Source organism: Rhodobacter sp. (assembly GCA_020637515.1).
Lineage (GTDB): Bacteria > Pseudomonadota > Alphaproteobacteria > Rhodobacterales > Rhodobacteraceae > Pararhodobacter.
Genome location: JACKKG010000001.1, coordinates 2,909,258 through 2,923,350, shown reverse-complemented (window position 1 = coordinate 2,923,350; position 14,093 = coordinate 2,909,258). Strand labels below are relative to the sequence as shown.

Below are 14,093 nucleotides of genomic sequence, written 5' to 3'. Positions count from 1 at the left end.
CCATGCGCGCGGTGATCCTCAGCGGCGGCATCTTCCACGATTTCGAGCGGAGCGGCGCGGCGCTGGCCGGGATCCTCGCAGTGCAGGGGTTCATGTGCGAGGTCGTCACCCACCCGGACGAACTGGCCGCTGCGCTGGGGGCGGCGCCGGCCGATCTGGTGGTGGTTCACGCGCTGCGCTGGCGGATGCAGGGCCACGCGAAATACGACCCGTTCCGCGACGACTGGGCCTATCGGACGCAACCCGACCTGATCGCGGCGCTTGAGGCGCATGTCGCCCGGGGCGCCGGGTTGATGGCCCTGCACACCGGTTGCATCTGCTTCGACGACTGGCCCGGCTGGCTGGACATGCTGGGCGGCGGCTGGGTCTGGGGGCAGAGCTTTCACGCGCCCGACCCAGAGCCCGTGACCGCGATGCCGGTGCCCGGCCATCCCGTGACCAGGGGATTGATGCCCTTTACCGTGACGGACGAACACTACCGCGCGCTGCGCCTCGATCCCGGGGTGACGGTGCTGGCCCAGGGCCACAGCGCCGGGGCCGACTTTCCGCTGGCCTGGGTCCATGGGCGGGCGGTGACGCTGACCACGGGCCACGACTTCGCCTCGGTGATCGAGCCGGGGCAGGCCCTTTTCATCGCCCGCGCCGCGCGCTGGGCCGCTGGCACCACGGGGGACACGACTGCATGAAACCGATGAGCGAAATGTCCGTGCTGATTACCGGGGGCGGATCCGGCATCGGCGCGGGAACGGCGCGCCACTTCGCCCGCCACGGCGCCCGGGTGACGATCTGCGGTCGGCGCGAGGACAAGCTCAAGGCGGTTGCCGACAGCATCGGTGCGCTTTGCCATTACGAGGTCGCCGACATCACCCGGGACGCCGATTGCGCCCGGCTGGTTGCCGCGGCCGTGGCCCATGGCGGCGGGCTGGATGCGCTGGTCAACAACGCCGGCAACATGCTGCGCGGACCCATCGCCACCCTGACCCGGGCGCAACTGACCGCGGTTTTCGACAGCAATGTGGTCTCGGGCATGATCCTGACCGGCCTGGCCCTGCCGCATCTGAGCGCGCGCCAGGGTGCGGTGGTGTTCCTGGGTTCGGTCCATACCCGCCTGGCCTATCCCGGCGCCTCGCCCTATGCGGCGACCAAGGGCGCGGTCGAGGTTCTGGCCAAGGTTCTGGCCGCCGAACTGGGCCCGCAGGGCGTGCGGGTCAATTGCGTGATCCCGGGCGCCGTGTCCACCGAACTGAACATCCGCGCCGGTCTGGTGACCGAGGACGAGCAGCGCGTGCGGATGAAGGCGCTCGAAAGCTCGCACGCGCTGGGCCGGATCGGGACCGAGGACGAACTGGCCGAGGGCATCGCCTACATGGCCTGCGCCGAATGGGTGACGGGCACCGCGCTGGTCGTGGACGGCGGCCTGTCGTTGGGCATGTCCAATCTTTGAAGACGTCAGAAAGGGAACCACGTCTTCGCAGTGCGGCCTAACCGCGACAGGCTCGTTCCCGAGTTCTTCGCTTATCTCGCTCAGAGCCCCTACGGCAAAGCCTATTTCTTGAAGGTGGCTCACAAGACCACCAACCTGGCGTGCATCAACAGCACCAAGCTGAAGGCCTTCCCTGTTCCCGTGCCTCCGACACTGGATGAACAGCGAGAGATCGTCGCCATCCTCGACGCCATCGACCGAAAAATCGACCTGCACCGCCGCAAGCGCGCCGTGCTCGACGAACTTTTCAAGGCGCTGCTGCACAAGCTGATGACCGGGGAGATCCGGGTGTCCGACCTCGACCTTTCGGCGCTGTCCTCGGGTCCGGCCCCGGCCCCGAACAAGACCCCCGAGGTGGCCGCATGAGCAACAGCATGACCGAAGCGCTGTCGCACCTGGCGAGCCGCATGCCCCGGATCGTCCGCGAACACGAGGTGCTGCGCGTCGCCGGATGGATGCCGGGCGAAGACCCCGATGCGGTTGCGCACAAGGCCGCTGGCGAGGTGCTGCGCTGGGCTCAGCGTCGGGCGGGACAGCGCCTTCCACGCGAGGCCTGGGACGGCGAAAGCTTCGAGCTGCCGCTGCCTGGCCGCGACCCCTCTGCCATCCGGCTCCGCGCCGGAGCATCCGACCTCTGGGCCTTCCGGATCCACGACCCCGACAAGACCGTACCGGGGCGCGCGTGGACGACCGAGGTCGTTCTCGGCCATGTCCCGGGCAAGCAGGCTCAGTTTAGCACCCGCCTTCTGGTCGCTACGCCCGAGGAGGACTTCTCCATTGACCCGGCGGTGCCGGGTTTTGTGCAGCAGGTCGCGGAGAAGTGCGGCCTGGTGGTTGGCTCGCAGGCAGCGTCTGCAACTCCAGCGGTGTACGCCGACGGCGAAGACGCCGAAGCGCTGATCGAGCACCTCACCGATCCCGGCCGCCTGCTCCCAACCATTGTGCTGACCTTGGCCGACGGCGCATCTGCCCCGTACATCAAAGCCGAGAAGCTCGCGGGTGTGCTGACGGGGCTGGCGCATGTGGCTCTGGCCCGTCCGGATGCCGCCTGGCGTCTGACCGAGCGGTTGGGCAAGCGCCTTTCCGTCTTCGGCGGCGCAGCGAGGGTCTATCAGCCTGGCTTCGAGGAAACCGCCGAGCTTCGTCCCTATCCCGCAGGAGCATCTTCTCAGCGGGTTGGACACTTGGGCTGCCTACACTGCCGATCGGGGCAGCCTGATCCGCTGGTTCAGCTAGCCCTTATCCACCTTGAGTTCGAAGCACTTCAGCCGATCATCTCGCGCCCGTGCAGCCCGTAGGCGCCGCGCACGTCCGGCTTGCCGGTCTTCTCCGAATGCGCCTCCGGCTGACCGCGGCACCACTGGAAGCAGAGCCGCCCGGCCACGGTGATCGAGTCGATGAAGACGGTGTCGTATTTCGCGAGGACGCGCGGATCGCCGAACCGACCGCACACCTCGTCGAAATGCGCCTGGCTATAAGGCTGTTCGGCCCGGAGCGCCGGGTTCGGGCCGCCGATGAATACCGCGAAGTCCCGACACTCCTTCCAGGTCCGCGGTCGGACCACGTCGATATGGAGCCCCTCGATGGCGAGGTCGCCCGCCTCGAGGTCAAAGAACAGCGTGGTCGAGGCTTCCAGCGTCCAGAGCAGGCTGGTCTTGCCGATCCCTGAGTGGCCGAAGATCACGCCCTTGACGCCCCGCGTCTCTGCCAGTCGCTGATCGGCCGTGATGATGGGGAGGCTCACGCGCGGTCCTCCTGCGGCAGGATGGCGATCTTCGGCGCGCCGGAGCGCCCGGTCCGCGACACCGTTCACGAAGTGCGCGAACGGAAGTAGATCGGTCACGTCGCGTCCGATTGGATCCAGACGTTCCACCACTTGGGGCGCCGTGTCGAACGAGCCGAATGCGACCGCCTGGATATGTTCTTCCGTCACGATCTTGATCGTCGCGATTCCGATCGCGATTGCCGGATCAGGCGAGATGCTGCTTGAAGTGCGCTTCGAGATCGCGCGCCTCGAATGACGGGCAATGACCCGCTGCAAAGACTCCTCAAACGCGCTCATGCCACCCTCCCGACAAGGTGTTGCTCGGCGATAGCCTGCAGCCGTTCCGCGATTATCTGTTCGTGCTCGCTAGAAGGCTGGACGCGGCCCTCCATCAAGCCGATCAGGTGGTCGAGGGGCAGGTCTTCCAGCACCTCTGAAGCGACATCCCCGAGATCGGCAGCCCGACCTGCGACCCGGTCGCGGCACCATTGAGCCATCACGCAACTCGCGAGACAGGCGTCCTGAAAGTTTGGATCGAGGTCCGCGACGACTGTATGTGGTGCTGCACCTGCGCGGAGTGCATCGATCCGCTGGCGATGGCGCAGGAAAGCGTCGATTCCAATGTGGACAGCCTCGACCGCGCCACCGAGGTCTTCGATACGCGGTGCATGCGGACTCAAGCTGTTTGGCTTAGAGAACATGAGCACCCCCTGCGCTGGCGGGAGCGCCATAAGGCCAAGTCGATGGTATTCATGACGGAGGGCCAATACTTGTGCGCCGAGCTGCAGACGGACACGTGCGAGGTCGCCCTTCGATACCTCGTTCTCGCGCACAATGAAGGACTTGAGATCACCTGGCAGGTAGCAACCGTGTCGAGCCGACCAAATCAGAAGATCCGGGGCGATAAAGAAGTAGGGCCTTGGACCGGGACTGGTCGGGATGAGCAGTTGCGGCTGAATGATCAAGTGCGGGAAGGTACCGCCGCCAATACTTGTCTGCAGGATCTTGCGGGTGATGTTGAGCCGCGCGATGCGTGCGTCATCCTTGGTTCCGGGGTATTCATCGATAAGGTTGCGGACCCGGATGTCATCCGGGGCAACATCGATTAACGGACTGAGAGTTTCACGCGGGAGACGGGTGTCGCCCGCGTAGGCATTTCGTTCGAACTGAGCTCCGCGGCGCTTGGACGATTGGCGCTCGCCGAATTCCCTGTCGTACGGCTGGCCGACGACCTGTTCGTAGAAGCGCCTCTCGGACCCCTCCTGCATCACCATTGCCCCGAGGATTTCGCAGGCGGGGTTACCGGCGAGGCGGACAAGAGCGGTGCTGCCCTTGACACTCACAGCTGTTCTCCCCAACCCGCCTTGGTACCAGGAAGGGAAGCAACCACTGGCTGCCGAGCTCCGAACAGAAGCTCACGTTCGGACAACTGGTTCGACAGTTCCGCTGCCGCCGCCGCTCGTACCGCCTCATCCTCAACGCTGTATCGCCCGAGAAGATCGCGCAGGCCCTCCAGCCAATCGTCATAGGGAAACTCGCCGCGCTTGACCTTGAGCCCGGCATCGCGCGCCTGATCAGCGGCCACGAAGTTCAGCGTTTCGCCGTTTGCGACAGGAAGCTCTCCAAGGCTCGCTTCGCGGGCGAGCTCGATAGTCCAGCCAGCGCCTTGAAGAAAGAGTACGCGCCCTGACATCGGACCGAGGATACGCCGAGAAATGGGCCAGTCGGATCGTGCCCAGAACCGCTTCACAGCTTGCCCGTCATCGTGGTTCAGGCAGTGACACAGGTACACAGGCCTCGCCCGCGACGAGCCGAAGGACTTCGCCTCGTCGTTGGACAGCGTCCCGAAGCGTGTCGATGCGACGGATAGGCCCTGAAGCGGGCGCAAAATGCTCGCGATCAGGAGCGAGTTAAGCGGGACTTGAGCCTCAGCAAGAAGGTCCAGCATAACCTCGCGCAGGGGGCGGCGCCGGCCACCAGAGACTTGCTCGGTTTTCCGCCCAGAGTGGGAAATCTGCTGACGGACTTCGAAGAGGCGGCGCTCTAGCTCCGCTTCGACAGCACGCAATTGGTCGAGATCGGTCGATGGCTTGTTCATAAGCAATTTCCTATCGGACTTTATCGAGCTTGTCTATAGGAGATTATCGAAAACATGCGCGCAGACAGCTCAACCTCGATCGGCCACTTTCGCGCACGGGTCACGAAGTTTGTCGGGCAAATCACCCGCACCGCTACGCGGCATTCGGCCTGCGCACCCAGCGGCTGCGCCTACCGCCCGTCGCGGCTCTGTTCCCCACGAAGGCGATAGAAACAGGGGGCGAAGTTTTGGCGGGGTTAACGCTCAGGCCATTGGAAAAGCGTGAAAAAATTCGACCGAACCGAATACGGCGAGGTTCGCCCGAACAGAGACGGAGCGCCGTTCAGAGCCCGGAACGAGCCTGGCGCACAGTCTCAGAGGTTCGCATGGGGGAGGCAAAGCCCTTTGAAAACACAACTATTTCCGCGCCGCGATGGGCGCCTGTCTGTGTTCGCAACAGGGATGATGGCGGATGGGGTGGGATTCGAACCCACGGTGGGCTTTCACCCACGCTGGTTTTCAAGACCAGAGCCTTAAACCACTCGGCCACCCATCCGTCTGCGGCGTTCTAGCCCGGGGCGGGGGGCGCTGCAAGCGTCAGCCGGTGGCGATCCTTGGGCGTCCCGAGGCGGTGACGCGCAGGCGGATCTCGATCACCACGCGCTGGCCTTCGACCTCGGCGCCGGCATCCTCGCGCGTGGTGATCAGGTGCGGATCCTCGACGCCGGCGGCGACGGCGCGGGCGCGGGCCTGTTGGCCCAGATCGTCCTCGAGGGCGCGCACCGCCGCTTGGGGGTCACCGAACCGTTGCGGCCCGCTGCCCAGATGGGCGATGAATTCGCCCGGGGCGGGGCTGGTGACCTGGCCCTCGACCGGCATCGACACCTGTCCGACGACCGCGCCGACGGCATTGGCGACGCCGGCATGGTCGGGCACCAGCACGGGGCAACCCAGGCGCTCGCCGACCGCGCCGTACCAGCACCCGGCCGAGGCCCCCAATCCGATCACCGGCACGCCCAGCCGGGCCTCGATCCGGACCAGGCCGGCGGCGCGGCGGTGCAGCGCGGTGCGGGTCAGGCTGTGGCGGGCCAGGGTTTCGGGCGGCTCCGCCCAGGGGGTGTCGTCCTCGGCAAAGGCGGTTTCCAGCAGGCAATCGACGGTCTGGCGCGTCAATTGATCGACGATGCGATACGCCATCGCCTCGGCATCGGGGGCGAGGCGTTCGCCATTGTCGCCGCGCTGGCGGGCCAGCAGCGTCAACGCCTTGTGCGCCGCGTCGCGGTCAAAGCCGGTCTGGCGGTCCAGCACATGGGCGGCATCGGTGGGGGTCGGGCCCGACAACAGCACCAGGCCGCGCTGCACGAGGCGCGTCAGGGCGGGGGCCTCGACCCTGGCGTGGATCAGGTCGGTCAGCCGCTGCGGCCCCGCCAGCAGCCGCTCTGCCAGCGCGGCCTCGCGCGGGGGCAGGCCTGGGGGCAGGGCGGTGAACAGGGGCAGCGCGATACGCCAGCTTTCGTCCGGAGCCGGTTCGCGCCCCAGCGCGGTGTCCAGCGCCCGGTGCACCAGCGCGGGATGCAGATGCGCGGCCAGCGACAGCGGCATCACCCGGCGCGGACCCAGCCGCAGCCCGGCGTCGAGCCCGGCCAGGACGTGCAACTCGCTGTCGCCGCCCAGCCCGGTGGTGCGCATGGCGACAGCCTCGACCATCGTGCGCCAGCCACCGACGCGGGCGCCCTCGGGGTCGATGGCGGGGCGGCCGTCGCGCAGCAGGCAGACATCCGTGGTGGTCCCGCCGATGTCCGACACCAGCGCCTCGGTCGCGCCGGTCAGCCAGGCGGCGCCGGCGATCGAGGCGGCGGGTCCGGACAGGATGGTCTCGATCGGCCGTTCGCGCACAAGCGCCGCCGAGACCAGCGCGCCGTCGCCCCGAACGACCATCAGCGGCGCGGCGATCCCGCGCGCGGACAGATGCGTTTCGCAAGCCCGCACCAAACGGTCGATCATGGCGATGAGCCGCGCGTTCAGCAGTGCGGTCAGGGCCCGTTTGGGCCCGTTCAGACCCGCGCTCAATTCGTGCGAACAGGTCACCGGCAGGCCGGTGCGGGCGCGGATCAGGCTGCGGGCCGCGATCTCGTGCGCGGGGTTGCGGGTGGCAAAGCGGCTGGCAACGGCCACCGCGCTGGTGCCCGGGGGCAGGGCCGTCAGCGCCGCGTCCAGCGCGGCGTGGTCCAGCGGACGCTCCTCGCTGCCCGCGTGATTGTGCCCGCCCGCGATCTCGATCAGCGGATCGCCGGCCAGGGCTTCGCCCAGCCCGGCGCGGTCGCGGTCGCCGGGGGCAAAGCCGATCATCACCAGGGCGGCGGGCGCGCCCTGGCCCTCGACCAGCGCATTCGTGGCCAGCGTCGTCGAGAGCGCGACCATCGCGATCCCCGATGGAGGCAACGCTGGGACCTGCGCAAGCACGGCGTCGATGGCGCCGCCGATCCCCTGCGCCAGATCCGGCCGCGAGGTCAGCGCCTTGGCCGAGGCGATGACACGCTGCGCGCCCTCGTCCAGCAGCACGGCGTCGGTGAAAGTGCCACCCGTGTCCACGCCCAGAAAGATCGCCATCACACCGCCTCCGCAAACCCCGCGGATCAGCTAAGTCGCCCGCGGGGGAAAGGAAAGGGGCCGCCTGACGCCCCCCGGCGCCGTGATGCCAAAGTCGCGCCGCCTCCGGCCGCCCGTTCGCGACTGAATGCCGTCTCACCTTGTCGGAAATACGCATATCCGCCGCATCAATCGCGCGCAGGGGCCGCGGTGACGCGGGACCGGGCGCGGCGCTTCAGCGCCGCGCCCCGGGTCGCCCGAGGGCGGGAACATGGAATGCTTCCGGCCGAGGGCGAAACCGCCCCCGGACCCGCAGGTCTCGCGCCGCCACGCTTGCCACCGCCGCGGGGGCGGGGGGCAGGGCCCTGTCTCAGCGTCCCCGGATGCGCGGGTCCAGCGCGTCGCGCAGGCCGTCACCGATGTAGTTCACGCTCAGCACCGTCAACGAGATGAAGATCCCCGGCAGCAACGCGCGCGAGGGGTATTGCTGCAGATAGTCCACGCCATCCGCGACCAGCCGCCCCCAGGTCGGGAAATCGGGCGGAAAGCCCATCCCCAGGAAGCTCAGCGCGCTTTCGGTGATGATCGCCGTGGCGATCATCAGCGTCGCCGAGACCATCACCGGCGACAGCACGTTGGGCAGGATGTGGCGCACGATCAGCCGCCGGGGCGGCGTCCCGATCGAGCGCGCGGCCAGCACATACTCGCGTTCCTTCAGCGTCAGCACGTCGCCCCGCACCACCCGCGCCGTTCGCATCCACGAAGTGATCGCGATGGCCGAGACGATCAGCAGGAACATCCCCGTCTCGACCCCGAAGGCCGCGCTCAGGGGCTGGCGCAGCAGCATCGACATGACCAGCAGCAAGGGCAACAGCGGCAGCGCCAGGAACAGGTCGGTCAGGCGCATCAGCAGCCCGTCGAGACGGCGGAAATACCCGGCCAGAACCCCGATCAGCGTGCCGATGAACACCGACAGGACCATGCCCACGATACCCACCGCCAACGAGACCTGCCCGCCCTTCATCATCCGCGCGAAGATGTCGCGCCCCAACTGGTCGGTGCCGAACGGATGCGCGACCGAAAACCCCTGGTTGCGCGACCGGATGTCGATATAGGTCGCGTCATAAGGCCACAGGTAGGGGCCGACAAAGCAGAACAGCACGATCGCCAGGAACACGATCGACCCGATCATCGCCCCCTTGTGGACCTTGAACTGATCCCAGACGTCCCACCATTGGTTGCGCGGCGGCTTGAAGGCGGCGGTATCAGTCATAGCGGATCCTCGGGTCGAGAATGGCGTAGAGCAGGTCGGCGATCAGGTTGAAGCCGACGATCAGGATGGCAAAGACGACGGACAGCGTCAGCACCATCGGCACGTCCGAGGCATAGATCGCGGTGATCAGCAATTGCCCCAGGCCGTTCACGCGAAAGATGTTTTCGGTGATGATCGCGCCGGTGAAGATCGTGGGGATCCCCAGCGCGATGACCGTGACGACCGGGATCATCGAGTTGCGCAGAACGTGCAGCAGCACCACGACGCGCTCGGTCATGCCCTTGGCGCGGGCGGTGCGCACATAGTCCAGCGGCAGGTTGTCCAGCATCGAGGCGCGCATGAAGCGGGTGATCTGCGACACGTTGTAGAGCGTCAGCACGAAGACCGGCATCGCCATCTGGCGCAACTGCAGCAGGAAGTGGTGCCAACTGTCCACCACCAGCGTGGTGTCGTAGATGATCGGGAACCAGCCCAGCCAGATCGAGAAGATCAGCATCAGCAGCGGCCCGGTGAAGAAGGTCGGCAGCGAAAAGCCCACCATCGACACGAAGGTCCCCGCCTGGTCGAACCAGCCGTATTGCTTGTAGGCCGAATAGACCCCGATCGGCACCGCCATCAGGATGCCGAAGATATAGCTCAGCCCGACCACCCACAGCGTTTGCGGCAGCCGCTGCGAGATGATGTCGGCCACCGGCGAGCGCGTCTGGAACGAGATGATCCGCTGCCCCTCGATCGCCAGGCTGTCGATGCCGGTCAGCGTGGCCAGCATGTGGCTGGGTTCGACGATGGTGAACAGGTAGAGCCATTTGAAGAAGCGGATATACCACGCCTCGCCCAGGCCCAGCGCCAGGCGCATCTGCTCGCGCACCTCGGGCGGAATGGTCAGCGGCATGTCCGCCATCGGGTCGCCAGGCGACAGTTCCAGCAGCAGGAAAATGATCAGAGCGATGAACAAAAGCGTCGGAATGGCCAGCAGGATCCGTCGCAGCGTGTAGTTGAACATGGGGGCGCCTTTGTTCAGCGTTCTCGGTTCGGCCCGTGCCATCCGCCGCAGGCAGGGCCAGACCAGGACGGGCCGCAAGAGGAAGCGACCCGCCCCCGGCGCCCGAGGGGCCGGAGGCGGGCAGGGATCACGGGATTACTGGATGCGATACCAGTCGGCGATGTTCCACAGGCCGGAATCCCAGACGTTCAGCAGCACGCCGCCCAGCGAGTTGGCGTGCGCGTCCACGCGGCCCCGGTCGACCAGCGGCACGACGACATAGTTCTGGACCAGGATGTCGTTCAGTTCGCGGCCGATGCGACCCCGCTCGTTGATGTCGGCGGTCTGCGCCATTTGCAGGTGCAGCGCGTCATACGTCGGATCGCAGAAGCGGTTGATGTTCTCGCCCTGCCACTGGGTCGCGGGACGCGGCTCGTGGTCGCAGCGCCAGGCGCCGAGATAGTTCTCGGGGTCGGTGCCGGTGAAGTTGTTCGCATACATCTCCACGTCGGCATAGAACTTCTGGAACGTGTCGGGCGAACCGGGGTCGCCGCCGAAGAACACCGAGGCGTTCACGTTGCGCAGGTTGGCCTCGACGCCGATCTCACGCCACCACTGCTGGATCAGCGCCTGGAAGTCCTGGCGCACGGCGTTGGTCGAGGTCTGGTAATCGACCACCAGCCGGCGACCGTCCTTGACGCGGATGCCATCGGGACCGGGCACCCAGCCGGCCGCATCCAGCAGCGCGCGGGCGCCGTCCAGATCCTGCACCGCGCAACCCTCGTTGGCCTCGGACCGGAAGACCGGCGGGTTCGGCACGATGTTGCAGGCAACGCGGCCCGCCTGGCCGTAGCCGACTTCGACCAGCAGCGGGCGGTCGATGGCCATCGACAGCGCCTGACGCACGCGGATGTCCGACAGGAACGGATGCGGCGCGGCGCGGGTCGAGCGGGTTTCCGGCGGCAGGTCGGGCGACGGATCGGTCAGGTTCATCTCGATCCGTTCGACCAGCGTGCCGAAGGCCGAGATCGGCACGCCGTGGCCACCCTGGGCCATGGTCGCGATCACGTCGGGCGCCAGTTGCAGGTTCCAGGCGTAGTCCATCTCGCCGGTTTCCATCACCGCACGGCCGGCCGAGGCCGCGTCACCGCCGCCCTTGAGCGTCAGCGTCGCGAAATGCGGCAGCGCCGGATCGCGGTAATTGGGGTTGGCCTCCATCTGGATCACGTCGTTCGGACGGAATTCCACCACACGGAACGCGCCCGTGCCGATCGGCATGAAGTTGGCGTCCGTGCAGGTCGGCGCGTTGGCACCGAGGCAGTTCTCGAACTGCGCGCGCTGGATGATGGGCGAGGTCGCCGAAACGAAGGGCCCATAGGGCACGGGCTTGGGCACCGAGAAGTGGACGGTGACGGTGCGGTCATCGACCACTTCGATCGATTCGACGTCGTTGAAGTTGCGAAGCTGGGCACAGCCGCCATCGGGCGACATGCAATACTGCGCCGTGAACGCCACGTCGGCCGAGGTCACCGGGGTGCCGTCGGACCACAGCAGGCCCTCGCGCAGGCGCCAGGTGATCGACATCAGGTCCTCGGACACGCCGCCGTTTTCCACGGTCGGAATGCTTTCGGCCAGCCACGGAACCAGTTCGCCGCGCTCGTTGTAGCGCGCCAGCGGCTCCAGCACGATGCTCGACGCTTCCTGTTCCTTGGTGCCGCCCGACAGATACGGGTTCATGATGGACGGCGCTTGCCAGTAAATCAGGTTCAGGTGGCCGCTATCGCCGCGCTCAGCCATCGCCGCCAGGGGCGTCATGGCGAATGCGGCAGCCGCCCCGAACAGGGCCATTCTGCGAGTCATGCATCCTCTCCTTGTTGGATATTTGGTTCGTCGTGCTCGACACGGGCGCCGCCGGTTCTTCCGGCGGTCGAATTCTTGTCGATCAGGTGGCAGGCCACGAAATGGCCGGGCGACACTTCCACGGTCGCGGGTTCGACCTGATGGCACAGATCGAACGCCTTGTGGCAACGCGTGCAGAAATTGCATCCCTTGGGCGGATTGGCGGGCGAGGGCACGTCGCCCTTCAGCACGATCCGATCCTTGCGCCGTTCCAGCGACGGGTCGGGCTCGGGCACGGCCGACAGCAGGGCCTCGGTATAGGGGTGGCGCGGATCGTCGTAGATCACCTGCACGGGCGCCACTTCCACGATCTTGCCCAGATACATCACGGCCACCCGGTCGGCGATGTGGCGCACCATCGACAGGTCATGGCTGATGAACAGATAGGTCAGCCCGAATTCCGCCTGCAATTCCTCGAGCAGGTTGACGACTTGCGCCTGGATCGACACGTCGAGCGCGGCGATCGGCTCGTCGCAGACGATGAATTTGGGGTTCAGCGCCAGCGCGCGGGCGATCCCGATCCGCTGTCGCTGCCCGCCGGAAAAGGCGTGCGGGTAGCGGTTGGCGAAATCGCGGTTCAGGCCGACGGCATCCATCAGCTCGTAGATGCGTTCGAGCTTTCTCGCGCGGGACCAGTTGGTATGTTCGTCCAGCGGCTCGCCGATGATCCCCGCCACCGTCATGCGCGAGTTGAGGCTCGCCTGCGGGTCCTGGAACACCATCTGCATGGTCGGTCGCTTGCGGCGCAGCACCTCGGGGCTGAGGGTGGCGATGTCCTCGCCGTCGATCACGACCGAGCCGTCGGTCACCTCGTAGAGCCGCAGCACCGCGCGGCCGACCGTGGACTTGCCGCAGCCCGATTCCCCGACGACGCCCAGCGTCTCGCCCTCGAAGATGTCGAAGGACACGCCATCCACCGCCTTGACCGCGCCGACCTGACGCCGCATGAACCCGCCGAAGATCGGGAAATGCATCTTCAGGTCCCTGACCTCGACGAGCTTGCGCTTGTCCGTCGTCATGCGGTGCCCCCCCGGTGATCCCAGTGACAGGCCACGTCATGGCCGGTGCCGATGTCGCGCCGGGCGGGATTTTCCTGCGCGCAGCGGTCGAACGCGTGCGCGCAGCGCGCCATGAACGGGCAGGCGGTCGGATGCCGGCCCAGGATCGGCGGCTGGCCCTCGATCACCTTCAGCTTGGCCTCGCGCGGGCCATGCAGCTTGGGCATGGTCTGCAACAGTGCGCGCGTATAGGGATGCGCCGGGTTCGCGAAGACCTCGCGCACGGGGCCCTGTTCCGCGACCTGGCCGCCATACATCACCATCACCCGGTCGGCGATCCCGGCGATCACGCCCAGGTCGTGGGTGATCCAGATGATCCCCATGCCCAGCTTGTGGCGCAGCTCCTTGACCAGCTCCAGGATCTGCGCCTGGATGGTCACGTCCAGCGCGGTCGTGGGTTCGTCGGCGATCAGAACCTTGGGGTCGCAGGCCAGCGCGATGGCGATCATCACCCGTTGGCGCATCCCGCCCGAGAACTGGTGCGGATAATCTCCCAGCCGGCGGCGCGCGTCGGGAATGCCAACCAGCTCCAGCAATTCGACCGCGCGGTCACGCGCCTGCGCCCGGCTCATGCCCAGGTGCTTGCGCAGCGGTTCGGCGATCTGGAAGCCGACGGTGAACACCGGGTTGAGCGAGGTCATCGGGTCCTGGAAAACGAAGCCGACCTCGCGGCCGCGCACCTGGCGCAGACCGTCCTCGCCGATCTTCAGCAGGTCGCGGTCGCCCAGCATGACGGTGCCGTCGCGCACCTCGGCCGGAGGCGAGGGCAAAAGCCCCAACAGCGACATCATCGTCACCGATTTGCCCGATCCGGATTCGCCCACCACCCCGAGCAATTCGCCTGGCTTCAGATTGAAGCTGACCGAATTGACGGCATGAACCTCGCCGGAACGCGTGCTGAAAACCGTTTTCAGGTTCTTGACATCAAGAACCGGCGTAGCCCCATCGGGCATGCGCAACTCCCCGT

The 14,093-nt window shown here is 66.8% G+C and carries 12 protein-coding genes, 1 tRNA gene and 1 pseudogene; 4 read left to right on the top strand and 10 right to left on the bottom strand.

The annotated features are described in order from the left end of the window. The first annotated feature begins 2 nt into the window (after nt 1–2). From H6900_14280 to H6900_14265, 4 genes are read left to right on the top strand one after another with little or no spacing between them, the layout of a single operon-like run. Nucleotides 3–686 carry a ThuA domain-containing protein gene (locus H6900_14280; GenBank protein MCC0074447.1) on the top strand — a complete coding sequence of 228 codons (684 nt, stop codon included), beginning with the start codon at nt 3–5 and terminating at the stop codon, nt 684–686. Then, nucleotides 683–1,444, top strand: a complete 762-nt coding sequence (locus tag H6900_14275) for an SDR family oxidoreductase (protein ID MCC0074446.1) — start codon at nt 683–685, stop codon at nt 1,442–1,444. The genes H6900_14280 and H6900_14275 overlap by 4 nt, the downstream gene beginning before the upstream one ends. Before the next feature lie 30 nt (nt 1,445–1,474). Then, the gene (locus H6900_14270) at nt 1,475–1,849 is read left to right on the top strand and encodes a restriction endonuclease subunit S (protein ID MCC0074445.1); all 375 of its coding nucleotides are present in this window, start codon (nt 1,475–1,477) and stop codon (nt 1,847–1,849) included. Further along, a complete protein-coding gene (locus H6900_14265; GenBank protein MCC0074444.1) occupies nt 1,846–2,781 on the top strand; it encodes a hypothetical protein in 936 nt (311 codons plus the stop codon). The genes H6900_14270 and H6900_14265 overlap by 4 nt, the downstream gene beginning before the upstream one ends. Here the strand turns inward: H6900_14265 and H6900_14260 are convergent. The 10 genes and pseudogenes from H6900_14260 to H6900_14215 form a co-directional block, all read right to left on the bottom strand. Continuing rightward, nucleotides 2,751–3,227 (bottom strand): annotated as a pseudogene (locus H6900_14260) (AAA family ATPase). The gene H6900_14265 and the pseudogene H6900_14260 overlap by 31 nt on opposite strands. A gap of 314 nt (nt 3,228–3,541) precedes the next feature. Further along, entirely contained in the window at nt 3,542–4,591 is a 1,050-nt protein-coding gene (locus H6900_14255; protein MCC0074443.1) for a hypothetical protein, read from the bottom strand. After that, entirely contained in the window at nt 4,588–5,346 is a 759-nt protein-coding gene (locus H6900_14250; protein MCC0074442.1) for a hypothetical protein, read from the bottom strand. The genes H6900_14255 and H6900_14250 overlap by 4 nt, the downstream gene beginning before the upstream one ends. 445 nt (nt 5,347–5,791) lie before the next feature. Then, nucleotides 5,792–5,881 (bottom strand) — tRNA-Ser (locus H6900_14245). A 41-nt stretch (nt 5,882–5,922) separates the two neighbouring features. Continuing rightward, nucleotides 5,923–7,935: a hydantoinase/oxoprolinase family protein gene (locus H6900_14240; protein ID MCC0074441.1), complete on the bottom strand. Its 2,013-nt coding sequence runs from the start codon at nt 7,933–7,935 to the stop codon at nt 5,923–5,925. A gap of 349 nt (nt 7,936–8,284) precedes the next feature. After that, a complete protein-coding gene (locus H6900_14235) occupies nt 8,285–9,187 on the bottom strand; it encodes an ABC transporter permease (GenBank protein MCC0074440.1) in 903 nt (300 codons plus the stop codon). Next, entirely contained in the window at nt 9,180–10,190 is a 1,011-nt protein-coding gene (locus H6900_14230; protein ID MCC0074439.1) for an ABC transporter permease, read from the bottom strand. Before H6900_14230 ends, H6900_14235 begins: the two co-directional genes overlap by 8 nt. Before the next feature lie 135 nt (nt 10,191–10,325). Next, entirely contained in the window at nt 10,326–12,029 is a 1,704-nt protein-coding gene (locus H6900_14225; protein MCC0074438.1) for a peptide ABC transporter substrate-binding protein, read from the bottom strand. After that, nucleotides 12,026–13,087, bottom strand: a complete 1,062-nt coding sequence (locus H6900_14220; protein ID MCC0074437.1) for a dipeptide ABC transporter ATP-binding protein — start codon at nt 13,085–13,087, stop codon at nt 12,026–12,028. Before H6900_14220 ends, H6900_14225 begins: the two co-directional genes overlap by 4 nt. Continuing rightward, nucleotides 13,084–14,079 carry an ABC transporter ATP-binding protein gene (locus H6900_14215; protein MCC0074436.1) on the bottom strand — a complete coding sequence of 332 codons (996 nt, stop codon included), beginning with the start codon at nt 14,077–14,079 and terminating at the stop codon, nt 13,084–13,086. The genes H6900_14220 and H6900_14215 overlap by 4 nt, the downstream gene beginning before the upstream one ends. Nucleotides 14,080–14,093: the final 14 nt, after the last annotated feature.

Coding starts and splice junctions, on each gene's coding strand:
- H6900_14225 (MCC0074438.1), bottom strand. CDS start 12,029: ATGACTCGCAGAATGGCCCTGTTCGGGGCGGCTGCCGCATTCGCCATG.
- H6900_14240 (MCC0074441.1), bottom strand. CDS start 7,935: ATGGCGATCTTTCTGGGCGTGGACACGGGTGGCACTTTCACCGACGCC.
- H6900_14275 (MCC0074446.1), top strand. CDS start 683: ATGAAACCGATGAGCGAAATGTCCGTGCTGATTACCGGGGGCGGATCC.
- H6900_14230 (MCC0074439.1), bottom strand. CDS start 10,190: ATGTTCAACTACACGCTGCGACGGATCCTGCTGGCCATTCCGACGCTT.
- H6900_14215 (MCC0074436.1), bottom strand. CDS start 14,079: ATGCCCGATGGGGCTACGCCGGTTCTTGATGTCAAGAACCTGAAAACG.
- H6900_14265 (MCC0074444.1), top strand. CDS start 1,846: ATGAGCAACAGCATGACCGAAGCGCTGTCGCACCTGGCGAGCCGCATG.
- H6900_14280 (MCC0074447.1), top strand. CDS start 3: ATGCGCGCGGTGATCCTCAGCGGCGGCATCTTCCACGATTTCGAGCGG.
- H6900_14220 (MCC0074437.1), bottom strand. CDS start 13,087: ATGACGACGGACAAGCGCAAGCTCGTCGAGGTCAGGGACCTGAAGATG.
- H6900_14235 (MCC0074440.1), bottom strand. CDS start 9,187: ATGACTGATACCGCCGCCTTCAAGCCGCCGCGCAACCAATGGTGGGAC.
- H6900_14250 (MCC0074442.1), bottom strand. CDS start 5,346: ATGAACAAGCCATCGACCGATCTCGACCAATTGCGTGCTGTCGAAGCG.